Raw genomic sequence first — 15911 nt, 5'->3', positions numbered from 1 at the left:
CACAGGGCTAACATGAAGCTGTTCGACACGATTCCCACCGAGCGGCCGGCGACACCGCTGCTCGATACTCTGGATACCCCGGCTGCGCTGCGTGCCATGAGCGCAGAGCAGCTCAAGCGCGTGGCCGATGAGCTGCGCGCCTACCTGCTGTATAGCGTCGGCGTTTCCGGCGGCCACTTCGGCGCCGGCCTTGGTGTGGTCGAGCTGACCGTGGCGCTGCACCACGCCTTCCGCACGCCCCACGATCGCCTGGTGTGGGACGTGGGCCACCAGGCCTATCCCCACAAGATCCTGACCGGCCGCCGCGAGGCCATGACCAGCATTCGTCGCTACGGTGGTCTGGCCGCCTTTCCCCGGCGTGCCGAGTCGGAGTACGACACCTTTGGCGTCGGCCATTCCAGCACCTCCATCTCGGCGGCCCTGGGCATGGCCCTGGCGGCGCGCACGCAGAAGCAGGAGCGGCGCGTCTGTGCCGTCATCGGCGACGGCGCCCTGACCGCGGGCATGGCCTTCGAGGCCCTGGCCCACGCCGGCCACGTCAACGCCAACCTGCTGGTCGTGCTCAACGACAACGAGATGTCGATCTCCGAGAACGTCGGTGGCGTGGCCAGCTACCTGGCACGGATTCTGGTCAGCAAGCCCTATCTGAGCATGCGCGAGAACGGCAAGCGGGTGCTGTCCCACCTGCCGGGCGCGCTGGAGCTGGCGCGGCGTACCGAGGAGCACGTCAAGGGCATGGTCAGTCCGGCCACCCTGTTCGAGGAGATGGGCTTCAATTATGTCGGGCCCATCGACGGCCACGATATCGACGCCCTGACCGATGCCCTCACCAGCATGCGTGAGCTGGACGGACCACAGTTTCTGCACGTGAAGACGTGCAAGGGCCGGGGCTTCCTGCCGGCGGAGTCCGATCCCATCGGCTACCACGCCATCACCAAGCTGGAGACGCCGGAGGCCGCCAAGGCCAAGCCCCCGGTGACCGCGTCGAATGCGCCGCCGAAGAAGAAGTACTGCAGCGTGTTCGGCGACTGGATCTGTGACATGGCCGCCGCCGACGAACGTCTGATCGGTATCACCCCGGCCATGCGTGAGGGGTCGGATTTAATCCGTTTCTCCAAGGAGTACCCCGAGCGCTACTACGACGTGGCCATCGCCGAGCAGCACTCGGTGACCCTGGCCGCCGGCATGGCCTGCGAGGCAATGAAGCCGGTGGTGGCGATCTACTCGACCTTCCTGCAACGCGGCTATGACCAGTTGATCCACGACGTGGCGGTGCAGGAGCTGGACGTGACCTTTGCCATCGATCGTGCCGGCCTGGTCGGTGAGGATGGCCCGACCCACCATGGCGCCCTGGATTTGACCTACCTGCGCTGCGTACCGGGCATGGTGGTGCTGGCGCCGGCGGACGAGGCCGAGTGTCGCGCCATGCTCAGCGCCGCCTACCATCATCCGGGGCCAGCGGCGGTACGCTATCCCCGCGGTACCGGTCCCGGTGTGCCCATTCCCGCCGACCTCGAGCCGCTGCCCATCGGCGTGGCCGAGCCGCGGCGTCAGGGCAAGGGCGTGGCGCTGCTGGCCTTCGGTAGCCTCAATGACCCCGCCGGGGTGGTGGCCGAGCGGCTAGACGCTACCCACATCAATATGCGCAGCGTCAAACCGCTGGATCGTGAAGCCGTGCTAGAGGCCGCCCGCAACCACGACCTGCTGGTCACCCTGGAAGAAAACGTGGTGGCCGGAGGCGCCGGCAGTGGCGTCAACGAACTGCTGCTGGCCGAGGGTATCGCGGTGCCGGTGCTCAACCTGGGCCTGCCCGATGTCTTTGCCGAACACGGCAAGCCAGCGGAGCTGCTGCGTGACTGTGGCCTCGATGCCGAGGGTATCGAGGCGGCGATTCGTCGCCGTCTGGACAAGCACCGAAAGCGCTGAGCGAGGGTGCCTGCGTCGCGCACGGCGCAAGTATGTCCGTCATGCCATCGGCCCCCGCTCCAGGGGGCCGATGGCGTATGGGAGCAGGCTCAGCGATGGCTGGCGCTTTCGACCAGGCGTTCGATGACGGACCTGGCAGTGTCAGATGGCGGCGTGTCCACTCCCAGCAAGCCCTGCCAGGGGAATACCGAAGCATTGGAAGCCAGACTGACGCTGATGCTGGCGGAAGCGATGGCGCCGACGATGGCAAGGCGCGTGATCGATAGTCGCATGGGAGTGTGAACCGAGCGGCTTGAAATGGCGTGCAGTGTCGCGCTTGCAGATGACCATTCGATGAAACAGCGAAGGCTGGACCTTCGCCGCCGGCTCGACGGCGATGGTATGCTGCCTGCTCATACCCCTTTGGCGGGACCTGGCATAGCCGTGATGGTTGGCCAGGGCCGAAACAGAAAAAGACGTGGCGCCGCCGCTTGGCGACGTAGCGCACAAGAGAGGATTTTATGCTGACCATCATCGTGATTGGCGCGGTAGTGGGCTTCCTGGCCGGTGGGCCGCTGGGCATGCTGATCGGCGGCGGTATCGGCTGGTGGCTGGGTGGGCGCCTGCGCGGCGGTCTGATGCTCAGCAAGGGCCTGGCCGAGATGCAGCGTCAGTTCATGGACTCCACCTTTGCGGTGATGGGGGCGGTGTGCCAGGCCGATGGTCAGGTCAGCGGCGAGGAACGCCAGGTCCTGGAGCAATTACTGGTGCGTCTGCGTCTGCCGGAAAACACCCGTGCCAGCGCCCGCGCTGCCTTCGAGCGCGGGCGTGCCAGTGACTTCGACCTCGACGGCGAGATCGCACGGGTGGCCCGGCTGACGCGCGGGCGCAGCGCGCTGCGCCAGATCTTCCTGCAGGTGCAGCTTTCCGCCATCGCCGCCGATGGGGTGCTGCACCCGGCCGAGCACAGCATGCTGATGCGGGTGGCTCGCGGGCTTGGCTGCAGCGAGGCCGAGATCGCCCAGATCGAGGCTATGCTGCGGGGCGGCGCCTCCCACGGTGCTGGCGCGACCCAGGAGAGCCAGAGCCCGCTGGAAGATGCCTACAAGGTGCTCGGCGTCAGCGACGAGGCCAGTGACGCCGAGGTCAAGCGCGCCTACCGCAAGCTGATGAGCGAGAACCACCCGGACAAGCTGGCCAGTCGTGGCCTGCCCGACAGCATGCGCGAGGTCGCCGAGGCCCGCACCGTCGAGATCGGCAACGCCTACCAGCGTATTCGCCAGGCCCGCGGTCAGGCCTGACGACCCCAGGGCCAAGTGGCACTGGCCTGGCGCCTGACGTCGTTGCCGGCGAGCGCTACACGGCAGAGGGCATGAAGGGGGTGGAGGTGGAGACCCGGCGTCCTGACTGAGGCGAGGGCCGTCGGGACGTTGCCTGGTGTATCTCCAGAGAGGGTATCGGCTGTCGGTGTTGGGGAGGCGGGTCGCGGGGTGATGGAGGTATCTGTCGGCGCCGTCACCCGATGTCCGAGGGGAATTTTCAGGGTGGTCAGCTAGCTGCAGGCCGGCGCTAGCTTGTACTTCTGGAACGGCGGTTGCGGGGATGTGACAGCGCGGTTGCCGTTTGTGCCGCAAGCGCCTAGGATGCCCCGCTGCCCGCACGACGCCGTCTGGCGTCATCCCCTCGGGCCAAGACCGACAAGAACCCAGGAGACTCCCGATGTCCTTCGGACTCTTATCCCTGTTGCCGCCGCTGCTGGCCATCCTGCTGGCATTGGCGACGCGCAACGTCATTCCCGCGCTGTTCTGCGGCGTCTGGCTCGGGGCGACCATGCTCGCCGGCTACAATCCTGCCGCCGGCCTCTACAACAGTTTTTCTGACTTTATCGTGCCGAGCATCGGCGACGAGTGGAACGCCACCGTGCTGATCTACTGTGGCCTGTTCGGGGTGCTGATCAGCGTGCTGCAGCGTACCGGTGGCGCCCACGCCATCGCCCGCGCCATCTCGCGCAAGGTCGCCAGCGCCCGTGGCGCCCAGGGCAGCACGCTTGGCCTTGGCATGCTGATCTTCTTCGAGGACTATTTCAACGCCCTCACCGTGGGCAGCGTGATGCGTCCGATCACCGATCGCATGAAGGTCTCCCGCGAGAAGCTCGCCTACATCGTCGATTCCACCTCGGCCCCCATGTGCCTGCTGGGCCCGGTGTCCACCTGGGTGGTCTTCGTCATGGGGCTGATCGGCACTCAGCTGGGCGAGATGGAGGTGAGCGGCTCGGAGTACCTGATCTACCTGTCCTCGATTCCGCTGAACTTCTACGCCTGGCTGGCGCTGGGGATGATCTTCTATATCGTCGTCACCCAGTGGGACTTCGGGCCCATGGCGCGGGCAGAACGTCGCGCCCGGGAGACCGGCAAGCTGATGGAAGACACCGCCAAGCCGCCTTCCGAGACCGACGCCATGGAGCTCAAGGCGCCGGAAGACACCGCTCGCAAGCGCAACATGCTGGTGCCGATCGGGGTGTTGCTGGCGATGATTCCGCCGCTGTTTCTGTGGACCGGCAACTTCCCGGAAAATGACCTGGTGACTGCGGTGGGCAACGCCGATGGCGGTCAGTCGATCCTGATCGCCACCCTGGTGGCGGTGATGACGGGGCTGGCCATGGGCATGAGTCAGCGGCTGTTCGACTTCCGCGAGGCCATGGATATCGTGGTCGAGGGCATCAAGAGCATGACCCTGGTCTACATCATCCTGGCGCTGGCCTGGTCCATCGGCAGCGTCACCTCCGAGCTTGGCACCGCCGACTACCTGGTCAGCCTGACCGAGGCCAGCATTCCGCCCAGCCTGGTACCGGTGCTGCTGTTCCTGATCGGCGCCGTGGTGGCCTTCACCACAGGTACCTCCTACGGCACCTTCGCCATCATGATTCCGATCGCCATGCCGGTGGCGGCGGCCATGGACCTGCCCATGGCGCTGGCCATCGCCTCGGTGCTGAGCGGCGGCATCTTCGGCGATCATTGCTCGCCGATTTCCGATACCACCATTCTGTCGTCGGCGGGGTCGAGCTGTGACCATATCGACCATGTGCGCACCCAGCTGCCCTACGCGGTGACAGCCGGTGTCGCAGGACTGGTGGCCTTCTTCGTGGCCGGCGTCACCGGTACCACCTGGATCGGAGCGATCAGCGGTGTCGCTGTGATGTTGACCATCGCGCTGGTGATGAAGGCGCTGTGGCAGCCACGGCAGGTCGATTCCGCGCCTCAGACACGCTGACGTAGGCTCGACGGCCGGGTCGCCGGGTCGCCGGGTCGCTGAGTGCCTGGTCCCGCACCTGGCCCCGTGTCCGGTAGACCCTCCCCCAGGCCCAGCACAAAAAGGCCGAGCACAAAAAGACCCGGCACATAAAAAGGCCCCGCCGACATCACGTCGGCGGGGCCTCTGCGTTGGTACCCGGGGTCCTTACCCGCGGACACCCATCGGATCGGTGCGCTTAGCCGGTGGTGGCCTGACGGGCCAGGTCTAGGTCGTGCTCGCTCATGGCGAAGTCGGTGCGCTTGGCCTGAACCCGCAGCAGCTCCAGCCGGGCATTGGCCATGGCGTTGCTGCCGTTGTCGGCGATATGGGCGTTGCCGACCTGATGGGCGGCCTCCAGCGCGCTGGCGCTGACCTGAGCCAACGGCTCGGCGTTGAGCGCTTGGGCGCGGTCAGTGGCACGGTCGGCCTGGGCGGTCAGCGGCAGGGCAGCGGCGAGCAGGGCAGTAGCGGCGATCTTGGTAGTGGCTTTCATGGTGTCTCTCCTGTAGGCCTGATGGGCTTCTGGGTGAGCCCTTGGCCATCGCGTATGTCGGTTTCAGCGGTCGTCTTGCAGTCTTTGTCGAAGGGCCTTTGTTGCTGGCCTTCGCGATCGTCTGTTGGAGATGACGCCGGGCGTCATTTGGACGTTGCCGGTCATCATCAAGTCAAACGGTCGTTTTAATCTGGTCGGCAAAAATTAGCCGGTGGTGGCCTGACGGGCCAGGTCCAGGTCATGCTCGCTCATGGCGAAGTCGGTACGCTTGGCCTGTTCGCGCAGCAGCTCCAGGCGGGCGTTGGCCATCGCATTGCTGCCGTTGTCGGCGATATGGGCGTTGCCGACCTGATGGGCGGCGTCGAGGGCGGCGACGCTGAGGCTGGACAGCGGCTCGGCGTTGAGCGCCTGGGCACGGTCACTGGCGCGGTCGGCCTGGGCGGTCAGCGGCAGGGCAGCGGCGAGCAGGGCAGTAGCGGCGATCTTGGTAGTGGCTTTCATGGTGTCTCTCCTATTGGGCCTTGTGGCCCTTGTCTCTCTTGAATTCGACCGATTCAAAATAAAACGGTCGTTTTAATTTTGGTGGCATTTTTTGGCCCCTCAGGGCCTGCCTTTTCTGCAGCTTGTCATCCTTGTCTGCCTGGACCTTGCTGACTCTGTCCTGCGTTCGAAGGATGTATCCAACGGGTACTGCATGAAAACTTGCGGCAATAATATTAACAGGCTAACGGAATGTCAAATACCGATTCGACCTTGGTCTAAGTCGCCTTTACACAGCGCAGCCTAGATGGTCACCGCGACACGCCGTCCGTCCAGCTGCAGAAAGCGAGTGGTCTGGGCCTGGTCGCGATGCAGTTGCAGCCTGGCGTTTGCCAGCGTCTTGCCATCATGGGTCGAGACGGCGGTGTTGCCGATACGCTGACCACCGATAGCCAGAGGCTCGACATCGGCGACTTGCTGTCCCAGCACGTCATCGGCCAACGGGGCCTGGTCGGTCAAGGGCGATTCGTTCAGGGCCAGGGCGTACTTGGGTGGTGCAGCCTGGGCCAGAGCGGGCAGAGAGGCGACGATCAGGGCAGCGAGGATCAAGGTGGGTTTCATGTCGAAGCTCCTTCCGGTATCAGCGGGTGGCGTCACCCGCTGTCGATGTGTGTATTTTGTTAGCGTTCTATCGAAAGCGCCAGGTAATCGCTTTTATGGCTTCGATAATGCGGCTCTATTAAAACGGTCGTATGTCTGTAGCGGTGCAAAAACAAAGGCATTTTTTTCTTGCTGTTACTTGGTGGCGGCGCGACCGAGGTCGAGATTGAGCATGAAGTCGGTCATTTCCACATGGCGAGACTGCAGCCGCAGGCGAGCCTTGCGCAGGGCTTCGGTGCTGTCGCTGGCGATGTGGGCGTTGATCACTTCATGGCCCTGCTGGGGCATGGCGTCGCGCATGGACAGGGGTTGGCTGTTCAGCGCGCGGGCCAGGTCGGTCGCGCGGGCGTCGGCCTGGGCCGTCAGCGGAAGTGTGGTCACGGCGGCAATGGCGGCAATCGAAAGCAGCTTGAGTTTCATGTCGGCACCTCGAAGGTCAAGATCAATGGAGCGTAATGTTGCGTTTGATCTTGAGTCGAGGGTGGGCCGGATTCCTTACGCGGCCTATGACTTTTTTTCGATATCCACATCATCGGCCTGGGTAAAGTCACCCAGCGCCATCATGTGACCGAGCTTGCCTGCCTTGGTGGACAGGTAGTGCTCGTTGTGGGGATTGAGCCCGGTGGTCAGGGCGACGCGTTCCACCACCTGAACGCCTGCCTGGGTCAGGGCGTCGACCTTGCGCGGGTTGTTGGTCATCAGCTTGAGCCCCTCGACACCCAGGTGTTCGAGCATCGGCACGCACAGGTCATAGCGGCGCAGGTCGGCGGCGAAGCCCAGGCGCTCGTTGGCCTCGACAGTGTCGGCCCCCTGGTCCTGCAGGTGGTAGGCGCGAATCTTGTTGAGCAGGCCGATGCCGCGGCCTTCCTGACGCAGGTAGAGGATGACACCGCGGCCTTCGCTGGCGATACGCTTGAGCGCTTCCTGAAGCTGATAGCCGCAGTCGCAGCGCATCGAGAACAGGGCGTCGCCGGTCAGGCATTCAGAGTGCACCCGTCCCAGCACAGGAGCGCCATCGTCGATCTCCCCCAGGGTCAGGGCGATATGATCCTTGCCCGTGGCCTCGTCTTCGAAGCCGTGCATGGTGAAGGTCGCCCAGGGGGTGGGCAGGCGAGAGGCGGCGATAAAGCGAATCGTCACGGGGTACCTCGGAGTCGAAACAACGGCAGCGCCGTCAAGGGGGCGCCCAGTTTATCAGGAAGTCGTGCAAGGCTCACGACACCTTGCCGACGACACAGGGTCGCAGGAGGCCACGCGTTCGGGAGTCATTGCGGTACAATGAGTCGCACATTTTCCCTGGATGACGCCTGCATGGAACTGAAGAACGATCGATTTCTGCGCGCTCTCGCGCGTCAACCGGTGGATCGCACTCCGGTCTGGATGATGCGCCAGGCCGGTCGCTACCTGCCGGAGTACAAGGAAGTGCGCGCCCAGGCGGGAAGCTTCATGGACCTGTGTCGTGATACCGCCCGCGCCTGTGAGGTCACCCTGCAGCCGCTGGAACGCTATCCGCTGGACGCCGCCATCCTGTTCTCCGATATTCTGACCATCCCCGATGCCATGGGGCTGGGCTTGTACTTCGAGACCGGCGAGGGTCCCAAGTTTCGCAAGCCGGTGCGCAGCGCAGAAGACGTGGCCGCGCTGACGGCGCCCGACGCCGAACGCGACCTCGACTACGTGATGCGCGCGGTCTCGACCATCCGTCGCGAGCTCAACGGTCGGGTGCCGCTGATCGGTTTCTCCGGCAGTCCCTGGACCCTGGCGACCTATATGGTCGAAGGCGCCTCCAGCAAGGACTTTCGCCACGTCAAGGGCATGCTCTACTCAAGCCCCGACGTGATGCATCAGCTGCTCGATACCCTGGCCACGGCGGTGACCGACTACCTCAATGCGCAGATCCGAGCTGGCGCACAGGCGGTACAGATCTTCGATACCTGGGGAGGGACGCTGTCCACGCCGGCCTATCGCGAGTTCTCGCTGCGCTACATGGAACAGATCGTGGCGGGGCTGATTCGCGAACAGGATGGGCGCCGGGTACCGGTGATCCTGTTCACCAAGAACGGCGGCCAGTGGCTCGAGGATCTGGCCGACACCGGCGCCGACGCCCTGGGGCTGGACTGGACCACTGAACTGTCCAGCGCGCGCAGCCGGGTGGGCCGCAAGGTGGCACTGCAGGGCAACATGGACCCCAATGTGCTGTTCGCCAACCCTTCGGCGATTCGTGCCGAGGTCGGCCGTATCCTCGACAGCTACGGTCACGGCCCGGGCCACATCTTCAATCTCGGCCACGGCATCAGCCAGTTCACCGACCCCGACAACGTCACCGCCTTCATGGAGGCGCTGCACGAGTTGAGCCCGGCCTATCATGCCCAGATCGCCTCAGGCTGAAGTCTCGGGCAGGCGGTCTGCATTCGTGCCGTGGTGGTGGGGGCTGGCCGCCGCCGCCGCCCTGGTCATCGCCTGGGGCAGTCTGATGCCTGCCAGCGAACTGCCGGAAGACCTGCCCTGGGACAAGGCCAACCATCTGATCGCCTACGCCGGCCTGGCAACACTGCTGGCGTTGGCGAGCGGGCGCAGCGGGCTGTCCATGGCACTGGCGGTGGCCTACGGCGTCGCCATCGAGTTCGCCCAGATCCCGGTACCCGGGCGTCTTGGCGGCGATGTCTGGGACATCGTCGCCAATACCCTGGGTGCGGGGCTCGGTGTCGGGGCGGTCTGGCTGTGGCATCGAGGGCGCCAGCGCGCTCGCCGCTGATTGCCTTCCCGGTCAAAGCGTCGACCGCGTCAGAGACTTGGCTCCTGGCGACTCGGCTTCTGGACCCTTTGTGATTCGGGCTCGCCGGTAGACGAACGGTTCAGGTCGAGGCCGGGCTCGCGATGTCCGCGTTTGCTCAGCGGTTCGGCCTTGCGCGTCACCCGAGCATCGCCGACCACCGTGTCGTCGTCCTCCAGCGGCCGGGCCTGGGAGGTCCAGGCCTTGTCGTCATCATGCACCGCCGGACGACGATCGTAGGAGCGGGTGACCACCGCGCCGGGGGCGAAGCCGGGCCGTTGACTGCCCAGGTGATGGGGCAGCAACCACAGCTCGGCCAGCAGGCGTAGTGCGACCATGGTCAGCAGGGTGAGGCCGGCGCCCAGCGCCAGGGGAGGCCAGCTCTCACTCCAGGTGGTCATGGCGACCCAGGGGGTGCGGGGGATCAGCCACCACAGACCGGCGGCGAGAACGCCGAGCTGTGCAATGAAATGACAGCTCAGCAGGGTGCGCCGGGCCAGTGGGGCGCGGGGAAAGAAGAACTGGCGCATGGTTGAGGTCCTCCAGCAGGGGAACTCGCAGGGCGCCAGGATGGGCGGCCCGCGAGTATCAGCGGTGCGGCGCAGGCAAAGGCGATAACCGGACAGGGCCGCAGGCCGCCGGGGCGTGTAACAGATGCCTGCATGCTACCCCAAAGGAGGCAGGGCTCGTCAGTGTCCGTGGAGGGCGACGCCGGTGTCGCCAATAACCACCAGTTGACGCTGCCGGGGTCCGTTGCCATGGTGACTTTGTACCGGTCATTGTGCCGGGAAGTCTGAACACAGGGAGGCGAGGACCGACCATGACGACGACTTATATCGTGGTAGCCGATGCGTCGCGTGCGCGAATCTTCACTCGGACAGGACGCAAGCTGAATGAAGTCGAGAGCCTGGTGCACGCCGAAGGGCGGCTCCACGAAGGCGATCTGGTGACCGACAAGGGCGGTGACGTACATGAATCCAGTGCTACCGCCTCGCGTCAGGCTGGCGGCGAGGAGGTGGCGACCCAGCACCATGAAGTCATCTTTGCCCGAGAGGTAGCCGATCGACTGTATCGTGCCCGTGTCGACAACAGCATGGAAAAGCTGATCATGGTGGCGCCGCCGCGCTTTCTTGGCCACCTGCGCGACAAGCTCGATGCTCCCACCGCCAAACTGGTCATCCACTCCCTCTCCAAGGATCTGACCAAGGCCGACTGCGACAAGATCACCGACGCCGTCGACGATCTGCGCTGATCTGTGCCGCCCGCCGTCCGCGGCGGGCTCTCTCCTGCATAGCGCTAGTCGTTTCCGTTCAGGGCACCTGCGGCAGATCGATCTCGTCGCTGCGCTGGATCCCCTCCGTCATCTGCCGGCACTGGCGTAGAAATTCGCGCATGCCTGCGGTGAGGTACTTGTGACGGTGCCAGATAAAGGTGAACTGTCGACTCAGGTCCAGTTCCGGCGTGGGCAGTGGGGTCAGGCTGCCACGCCGAAAGGCGTCGCGCAGCGCCAGGCGTGAGACACAGCCGATTCCCAGCCCCGACTCCACCGCACGCTTGATGCCCTCGGTATGCTCCAGTTCGAGCAGGATATTGAAGCGACCACGCCGATGGCGGGCTGCCTGTTCGAGGGTCAGGCGCGTGCCTGAGCCCTCCTCTCGCATGATCCAGTCTTCACGCAGCAGGCGGTCGAGCTCCACCGGCCCGCGGTTGGCCAGCGGGTGACGGGGCGAACAGAACACCACCAGGTCGTCTTCGACCCAGGGCTGGGTGATGACCTCGTCCTCCTCGCACTGCCCCTCGATCAGCCCCAGGTCGAGCTGGTGATGGCGAACCGCATCGATGATCGAGCGAGTGTTGCGGACCTGCAGCCTTACCCGGCTGCCGGGGTGGCGCTGCATGAAGTCGCTGATCAACAGCGTCGCCAGATAGTTGCCGATGGTCAGGGTGGCGCCGACATCCAGATTGCCGATGCCTTGCTGGCCTCTGAGCAGTTCTTCCACTTCTTCGGCCCGATCGAGCAGGGCGACCGCCTTGGGCAGCAGCTGGAAGCCCAGTGCATTGAGCTTGAGGCGCTTGCCGATGCGATCGAGCAGCTGGCAGTCGAACTGGCGCTCGAGTTCGGACAGCGCGGTACTGGCCGCCGACTGCGACAGGGCCAGGGCGCGCGCCGCCTTGGACACGCTCTCGTGCTGGGCGACCGCAACAAAGACTTCCAGCTGTCGAAGGGTGTAGCGCATGGCACGGGCTCTCCGGCGCGATAGGGGTAAAGACGTCGGCGATGGACATCTATATCAATGAATTGGATAAGCGTTATCCATACAATCCATTTAACAGATAATATGGCCGGTCTTAGAATTATCCGCAAGACTTGATATCGGGCTTTATTCACTTCAGGAATAAGCTCACGCATTTTAAGGAGTTGGCATGAGCAAGTTTGCCCTGGAAGAAGTGCTGAGCGTTCATCACTGGAACGACTCCCTGTTCACCTTCCGCACGACCCGTGAGCGTAGCCTGCGTTTCAAGAACGGCCAGTTCGTGATGATCGGTCTCGAGGTCAACGGCAAGCCGCTGATGCGTGCCTACTCCGTGGCCAGCCCCAACTACGAGGACCACCTCGAGTTCTTCAGCATCAAGGTACCCGATGGTCCCCTGACCTCTCGCCTGCAGCACCTGCAAGTAGGCGATCAGATCATGGTCAGCCGCAAGCCTACCGGTACCCTGGTATGTGACGACCTGCTGCCTGGGCGCAATCTCTACATGCTGTCCACCGGCACCGGTCTGGCGCCCTTCCTCAGCCTGATCCAGGACCCCGAGGTTTACGAGCGCTTCGAAAAGGTAGTGCTGGTGCACGGCGTGCGCCACGTCAACGAGCTGGCCTACGCCGACTTCATCACCAAGGAGTTGCCGGCGCACGAGTACCTGGGCGAGGAGATCAGCGAGAAGCTGGTCTACTACCCCACCGTGACCCGTGAAGACTTCCACACCATGGGCCGCCTGACCGATCACATCCGCACCGGCAAGCTGACCGACGACAAGGGGCTTCCGCCCATCGATCCCAAGCAGGACCGGGCCATGATCTGCGGCAGCCCGGCCATGCTCGACGACACCAGCGCACTGCTCGACGAGCTCGGCTTCAATATTTCTCCGCGCATGGGCGAGCCCGGCGACTACGTCATCGAGCGTGCCTTCGTGGAGAAGTAAGACCCCACGACAGGACGCCGCAAACGACGACGCCGATGGCCACTTGCCATCGGCGTCGTCGTTGGTGCTGGCGGATTGAATCGCCTGCCGGTGTGGCGGTGGTCAGTCGCCGAGAGCCTCGGCGATCTCGCGCTCGCCGTCCAGGAGCACCGTCTCGTGATTACGGATCTTTCGTTGCCCCAATAGATAGACCAGGGCCTGGGCCACGTTGGCTCGGGATATCTGGTTGTTGCCCCCGGTCTCGTCCAGCGACGTGGCCACACGGCCGGTGGCGTCGTCGTCGGTGAGCCGGCCTGGCTTGACGATGACATGGTCCACCTTGCTGCTGCGCAGGTAGGCATCGGCAGCGAACTTGGCGGCCATGTAGGGCCTGAGCTTCTCCGGCGCCTGCAGCGGCTGCTCGGCGCGCATGGCGCTGACCATCAGCATGCGATCCAGCCCCTGGCGGCTGGCCTCGTCCGCCACCCGCGTAGCGGCGTAGAGGTCGATCAACAGCGTCTTGTCGGGCCCGGTGTTCGGGCCGGAGCCGGCGGTGAACAGCACCTGATCGCAACCTTCGAAGGCGGAGGCGAAGTCGCCCTCCAGGTCGGCGACGACCGTCTCGATACCTTGTTGCTCGAACCAGTCGCGTTGCTCGGCGCTACGGATCATGGCGCGAATCGGATGTCCCTGGCGGTGGGCGATGGCGCAGACCTGGCGGCCGATCTGGCCGTTGGCACCTATCACGAGTGTGGTCATGTCGGCCTCCTTGTCGATACCTGGAAATAACCATGGCGTCGATGGGGAAGACTTTCAACGGGGAGACTTTCAATGGGGAGGCGAATCGATGGCGACGCCGCCCGCAGGCCAGTACCCTGTGCGTCTTTCCCTCACCCACCCGCTCAGGAGCAGCGATGAATCCTCAGGACCTGGAACGCCTGGTTACCTTGCCGATGCCTTTCGGCAAGCATCAAGGTACCTTGATCGCCGATCTGCCCGGGCCTTACCTGGCGTGGTTTGCCCGGGTCGGGTTTCCCCCCGGAGAGATCGGACGCCTGCTGGCGCTGATGCACGAGATCGACCACAACGGCCTGAGCGACCTGCTGGAGCCGTTGCGACGCCGCGGCTGAGCGGCGCCACCTGGCGGGGAGAACCGGTCGCCGTCGTCAGACCGCACCCTTGTCGGTCGAGCTCAAACCGCGTCCTTGTCGGTCGAGGTCAGACAGCATCCTTGTCGGTCTCGCCGGTACGGATACGAATGACCTGCTCAAGGGGGGTGGCTGAAGACAGCTGCCATCGTCGGTCAGACAGCGTCCTTGTCGGTTTCGCCGGTACGGATACGAATAACTTGTTCAAGGGGAGTGACGAAGATCTTGCCATCACCGATCTTGCCGGTGTTGGCGACCTGGACGATGGCTTCGATGACCTGCTCGGTCATACCGTCGTCGACCGCCACCTCAAGCTTCACCTTGGGCAGAAAGTCGACCACGTACTCGGCTCCCCGGTACAGCTCGGTGTGGCCCTTCTGACGGCCAAAGCCCTTCACTTCAGTGACGGTGATGCCCTGAACACCGATCTCGGAGAGCGACTCGCGGACGTCGTCGAGCTTGAATGGCTTGATAATCGCGGTCACCAGTTTCATGGCGGGTTCCTCATCCTGTCCGTGTGGGGGCGGCGTCGGTCGTGCCTGGCGCCAACCCGTTGGCGGCGCGCCGTTGCGCCTGTCCTGACTAGTGTGACAAAGCATACCCCTGGCGAACAGCAATAAAAAAGGCCCCCGAAGGGGCCAGGAGGAGCACGCCAGCTCACTGGTGTCGCGGGTAAGCTCAGGCTTACTTCTTGGCGACGTTAAACTCGGGGTAGGCTTCGAGACCGCATTCGGCCAGGTCGACGCCTTCGTATTCTTCTTCTTCGCTGACACGCACACCCATGATTGCCTTGATGATCAGCCACACGACCAGGCTAGCGATGAAGACCCAGGCGAAGATGCCGATGATGCCGAGCATCTGGGCGCCGAAGGTGGCGTCGGCGTTGTTCAGCGGGACCGCCAGGACACCCCAGATACCGGCCACACCGTGGGCGGAGATGGCACCGACCGGATCGTCCAGGCGCAGCTTGTCGAGGACCACGATGGCGACCACCACCAGGACACCGCCGACTGCACCGATCAGGGTGGCGCCGAGGGCCGTGGAGGACAGCGGGTCGGCGGTGATGGAGACCAGGCCAGCGATGGCGCCGTTCAGGGCCATGGTCAGGTCAGCCTTGCGGAACCAGATCTTGGCCAGGATCAGCGCGGCGATGACACCCCCGGCGGCGGCAGCGTTGGTGTTCACCAGCACCTGGGCCATGTTGTTGGCGGAAGACACGTCGGAGAGCTTGAGCTCGGAGCCGCCGTTGAAGCCGAACCATCCCAGCCACAGGACGAAGGTACCCAGGGTCGCCAGCGGCATGTTGGCACCGGGAATGGCGTAGATGGCGCCGTTCTTGCCGTACTTGCCCTTGCGCGGACCGAGCACCAGCACACCGGCCAGGGCTGCAGCGGCACCCGCCATGTGGACAATGCCGGAACCTGCGTAGTCGGAGAAGCCTGCTTCGGACAACCAGCCGCCGCCCCAGGTCCAGTAGCCGGAGACCGGATAGATCACGGCGGTCATGACCACGGCGAAGGCCAGGAAGGCCCACAGCTTCATGCGCTCGGCGACAGCGCCGGAGACGATCGACATGGCGGTGGCCACGAACACGACCTGGAAGAAGAAGTCGGCGCGGGCCGAGTAGTAGGGTGCGTCTTCACCACCTGCCAGCACCGCATCGACGCTGTTTTCGGCGCCGATCAAGAAGCCGAGGTTGGGGATGAAGCCGCCGGCGTCGGAGGAGTACATCAGGGCGTAGCCCACCAGCAGATACATGGTGCAGGCGACCGCGAACAGCACGATGTTCTTGGTCAGAATCTCGGCGGTGTTCTTGGCCCGGACCAGGCCGGCCTCGAGCATGGCAAAACCGGCGGCCATCCACATGACCAGGGCGCCGCAGATAAGGAAGTAGAAGGTGTCCAGCGCGTAGCTGAGTTCACTGATATCGACCATGGAAGTGTCTCGCTATATTTTTATCGGAAGTCGGGTCAGGGGACGG

At 64.4% G+C, this 15911-nt stretch carries 19 protein-coding genes; 8 read left to right on the top strand and 11 right to left on the bottom strand.

Features of this window, described 5'->3' with window-relative positions:
- Positions 1-12: 12 nt before the first annotated feature.
- Positions 13-1926 (top strand): 1-deoxy-D-xylulose-5-phosphate synthase, encoded by a 1914-nt coding sequence (gene dxs / locus NFH97_RS08035; RefSeq protein WP_349624647.1) that lies wholly within the window; start codon positions 13-15, stop codon positions 1924-1926.
- An 89-nt stretch (positions 1927-2015) separates the two neighbouring features.
- Here the strand turns inward: dxs and NFH97_RS08030 are convergent, their stop codons facing one another.
- On the bottom strand, positions 2016-2198 hold the full coding sequence (locus NFH97_RS08030) for a hypothetical protein (RefSeq protein ID WP_108131886.1): 183 nt from the start codon (positions 2196-2198) through the stop codon (positions 2016-2018).
- 228 nt (positions 2199-2426) lie between these two features.
- On the opposite strand from NFH97_RS08030, the gene djlA reads away from it, so the two are divergent.
- Entirely contained in the window at positions 2427-3206 is a 780-nt protein-coding gene (djlA, locus tag NFH97_RS08025; RefSeq protein WP_108131885.1) for a co-chaperone DjlA, read from the top strand.
- Positions 3207-3624: 418 nt separating this feature from the next.
- Positions 3625-5175 (top strand): Na+/H+ antiporter NhaC family protein, encoded by a 1551-nt coding sequence (locus NFH97_RS08020; RefSeq protein ID WP_108131884.1) that lies wholly within the window; start codon positions 3625-3627, stop codon positions 5173-5175.
- Between the two features lie 217 nt (positions 5176-5392).
- On the opposite strand, the gene NFH97_RS08015 is transcribed toward NFH97_RS08020, so the two are convergent.
- The 5 genes from NFH97_RS08015 to ribA form a co-directional block, all read right to left on the bottom strand.
- Complete coding sequence (locus NFH97_RS08015) at positions 5393-5689, bottom strand: hypothetical protein (RefSeq protein WP_045993896.1); 297 nt, start codon at positions 5687-5689, stop codon at positions 5393-5395.
- A gap of 204 nt (positions 5690-5893) precedes the next feature.
- Entirely contained in the window at positions 5894-6190 is a 297-nt protein-coding gene (locus NFH97_RS08010; RefSeq protein WP_108131883.1) for a hypothetical protein, read from the bottom strand.
- A gap of 282 nt (positions 6191-6472) precedes the next feature.
- Positions 6473-6790 (bottom strand): hypothetical protein, encoded by a 318-nt coding sequence (locus NFH97_RS08005; RefSeq protein WP_306169227.1) that lies wholly within the window; start codon positions 6788-6790, stop codon positions 6473-6475.
- A gap of 174 nt (positions 6791-6964) precedes the next feature.
- The gene (locus tag NFH97_RS08000) at positions 6965-7249 is read right to left on the bottom strand and encodes a hypothetical protein (protein WP_045993899.1); all 285 of its coding nucleotides are present in this window, start codon (positions 7247-7249) and stop codon (positions 6965-6967) included.
- An 84-nt stretch (positions 7250-7333) separates the two neighbouring features.
- Entirely contained in the window at positions 7334-7969 is a 636-nt protein-coding gene (gene ribA / locus NFH97_RS07995; protein ID WP_045993900.1) for a GTP cyclohydrolase II, read from the bottom strand.
- A 171-nt stretch (positions 7970-8140) separates the two neighbouring features.
- Here ribA and hemE point away from each other — a divergent pair, with 171 nt between their 5' ends.
- Both hemE and NFH97_RS07985 read left to right on the top strand, forming a co-directional pair.
- A complete protein-coding gene (gene hemE, locus NFH97_RS07990; protein ID WP_108131917.1) occupies positions 8141-9217 on the top strand; it encodes a uroporphyrinogen decarboxylase in 1077 nt (358 codons plus the stop codon).
- A 25-nt stretch (positions 9218-9242) separates the two neighbouring features.
- The gene (locus NFH97_RS07985) at positions 9243-9584 is read left to right on the top strand and encodes a VanZ family protein (RefSeq protein ID WP_349624646.1); all 342 of its coding nucleotides are present in this window, start codon (positions 9243-9245) and stop codon (positions 9582-9584) included.
- A gap of 29 nt (positions 9585-9613) precedes the next feature.
- Here NFH97_RS07985 and NFH97_RS07980 read toward each other — a convergent pair whose 3' ends face one another.
- Positions 9614-10132 (bottom strand): hypothetical protein, encoded by a 519-nt coding sequence (locus tag NFH97_RS07980; protein ID WP_253554885.1) that lies wholly within the window; start codon positions 10130-10132, stop codon positions 9614-9616.
- A 290-nt stretch (positions 10133-10422) separates the two neighbouring features.
- On the opposite strand from NFH97_RS07980, the gene NFH97_RS07975 reads away from it, so the two are divergent.
- A complete protein-coding gene (locus tag NFH97_RS07975; RefSeq protein WP_045993902.1) occupies positions 10423-10854 on the top strand; it encodes a host attachment protein in 432 nt (143 codons plus the stop codon).
- Between the two features lie 58 nt (positions 10855-10912).
- Here NFH97_RS07975 and NFH97_RS07970 read toward each other — a convergent pair whose 3' ends face one another.
- Complete coding sequence (locus NFH97_RS07970; protein WP_045993903.1) at positions 10913-11839, bottom strand: LysR family transcriptional regulator; 927 nt, start codon at positions 11837-11839, stop codon at positions 10913-10915.
- Positions 11840-12026: 187 nt separating this feature from the next.
- Here NFH97_RS07970 and NFH97_RS07965 point away from each other — a divergent pair, with 187 nt between their 5' ends.
- Positions 12027-12803 (top strand): ferredoxin--NADP reductase, encoded by a 777-nt coding sequence (locus NFH97_RS07965; protein WP_045993904.1) that lies wholly within the window; start codon positions 12027-12029, stop codon positions 12801-12803.
- A 102-nt stretch (positions 12804-12905) separates the two neighbouring features.
- Here the strand turns inward: NFH97_RS07965 and NFH97_RS07960 are convergent, their stop codons facing one another.
- The gene (locus tag NFH97_RS07960) at positions 12906-13541 is read right to left on the bottom strand and encodes an SDR family oxidoreductase (RefSeq protein ID WP_124804498.1); all 636 of its coding nucleotides are present in this window, start codon (positions 13539-13541) and stop codon (positions 12906-12908) included.
- Between the two features lie 155 nt (positions 13542-13696).
- Between NFH97_RS07960 and NFH97_RS07955 the strand changes: the two genes are divergently transcribed.
- The gene (locus NFH97_RS07955; protein WP_045993906.1) at positions 13697-13912 is read left to right on the top strand and encodes a DUF3820 family protein; all 216 of its coding nucleotides are present in this window, start codon (positions 13697-13699) and stop codon (positions 13910-13912) included.
- A gap of 173 nt (positions 13913-14085) precedes the next feature.
- On the opposite strand, the gene glnK is transcribed toward NFH97_RS07955, so the two are convergent.
- Both glnK and NFH97_RS07945 read right to left on the bottom strand, forming a co-directional pair.
- Positions 14086-14424: a P-II family nitrogen regulator gene (gene glnK, locus NFH97_RS07950; protein ID WP_045993907.1), complete on the bottom strand. Its 339-nt coding sequence runs from the start codon at positions 14422-14424 to the stop codon at positions 14086-14088.
- A 190-nt stretch (positions 14425-14614) separates the two neighbouring features.
- The gene (locus tag NFH97_RS07945) at positions 14615-15865 is read right to left on the bottom strand and encodes an ammonium transporter AmtB (RefSeq protein WP_348827392.1); all 1251 of its coding nucleotides are present in this window, start codon (positions 15863-15865) and stop codon (positions 14615-14617) included.
- Positions 15866-15911 lie beyond the last annotated feature (46 nt).

Source organism: Halomonas sp. SCS19, from assembly GCF_040147015.1.
GTDB lineage: Bacteria > Pseudomonadota > Gammaproteobacteria > Pseudomonadales > Halomonadaceae > Halomonas > Halomonas litopenaei.
Note: the sequence above shows the minus strand (reverse complement) of the source record. Positions and strands in the feature narration are given on the sequence as shown.

Coding starts and splice junctions, on each gene's coding strand:
- dxs (WP_349624647.1), top strand. CDS start 13: ATGAAGCTGTTCGACACGATTCCCACCGAGCGGCCGGCGACACCGCTG.
- NFH97_RS08030 (WP_108131886.1), bottom strand. CDS start 2,198: ATGCGACTATCGATCACGCGCCTTGCCATCGTCGGCGCCATCGCTTCC.
- djlA (WP_108131885.1), top strand. CDS start 2,427: ATGCTGACCATCATCGTGATTGGCGCGGTAGTGGGCTTCCTGGCCGGT.
- NFH97_RS08020 (WP_108131884.1), top strand. CDS start 3,625: ATGTCCTTCGGACTCTTATCCCTGTTGCCGCCGCTGCTGGCCATCCTG.
- NFH97_RS08015 (WP_045993896.1), bottom strand. CDS start 5,689: ATGAAAGCCACTACCAAGATCGCCGCTACTGCCCTGCTCGCCGCTGCC.
- NFH97_RS08010 (WP_108131883.1), bottom strand. CDS start 6,190: ATGAAAGCCACTACCAAGATCGCCGCTACTGCCCTGCTCGCCGCTGCC.
- NFH97_RS08005 (WP_306169227.1), bottom strand. CDS start 6,790: ATGAAACCCACCTTGATCCTCGCTGCCCTGATCGTCGCCTCTCTGCCC.
- NFH97_RS08000 (WP_045993899.1), bottom strand. CDS start 7,249: ATGAAACTCAAGCTGCTTTCGATTGCCGCCATTGCCGCCGTGACCACA.
- hemE (WP_108131917.1), top strand. CDS start 8,141: ATGGAACTGAAGAACGATCGATTTCTGCGCGCTCTCGCGCGTCAACCG.
- NFH97_RS07980 (WP_253554885.1), bottom strand. CDS start 10,132: ATGCGCCAGTTCTTCTTTCCCCGCGCCCCACTGGCCCGGCGCACCCTG.
- NFH97_RS07975 (WP_045993902.1), top strand. CDS start 10,423: ATGACGACGACTTATATCGTGGTAGCCGATGCGTCGCGTGCGCGAATC.
- NFH97_RS07970 (WP_045993903.1), bottom strand. CDS start 11,839: ATGCGCTACACCCTTCGACAGCTGGAAGTCTTTGTTGCGGTCGCCCAG.
- NFH97_RS07965 (WP_045993904.1), top strand. CDS start 12,027: ATGAGCAAGTTTGCCCTGGAAGAAGTGCTGAGCGTTCATCACTGGAAC.
- NFH97_RS07960 (WP_124804498.1), bottom strand. CDS start 13,541: ATGACCACACTCGTGATAGGTGCCAACGGCCAGATCGGCCGCCAGGTC.
- NFH97_RS07955 (WP_045993906.1), top strand. CDS start 13,697: ATGAATCCTCAGGACCTGGAACGCCTGGTTACCTTGCCGATGCCTTTC.
- glnK (WP_045993907.1), bottom strand. CDS start 14,424: ATGAAACTGGTGACCGCGATTATCAAGCCATTCAAGCTCGACGACGTC.
- NFH97_RS07945 (WP_348827392.1), bottom strand. CDS start 15,865: ATGGTCGATATCAGTGAACTCAGCTACGCGCTGGACACCTTCTACTTC.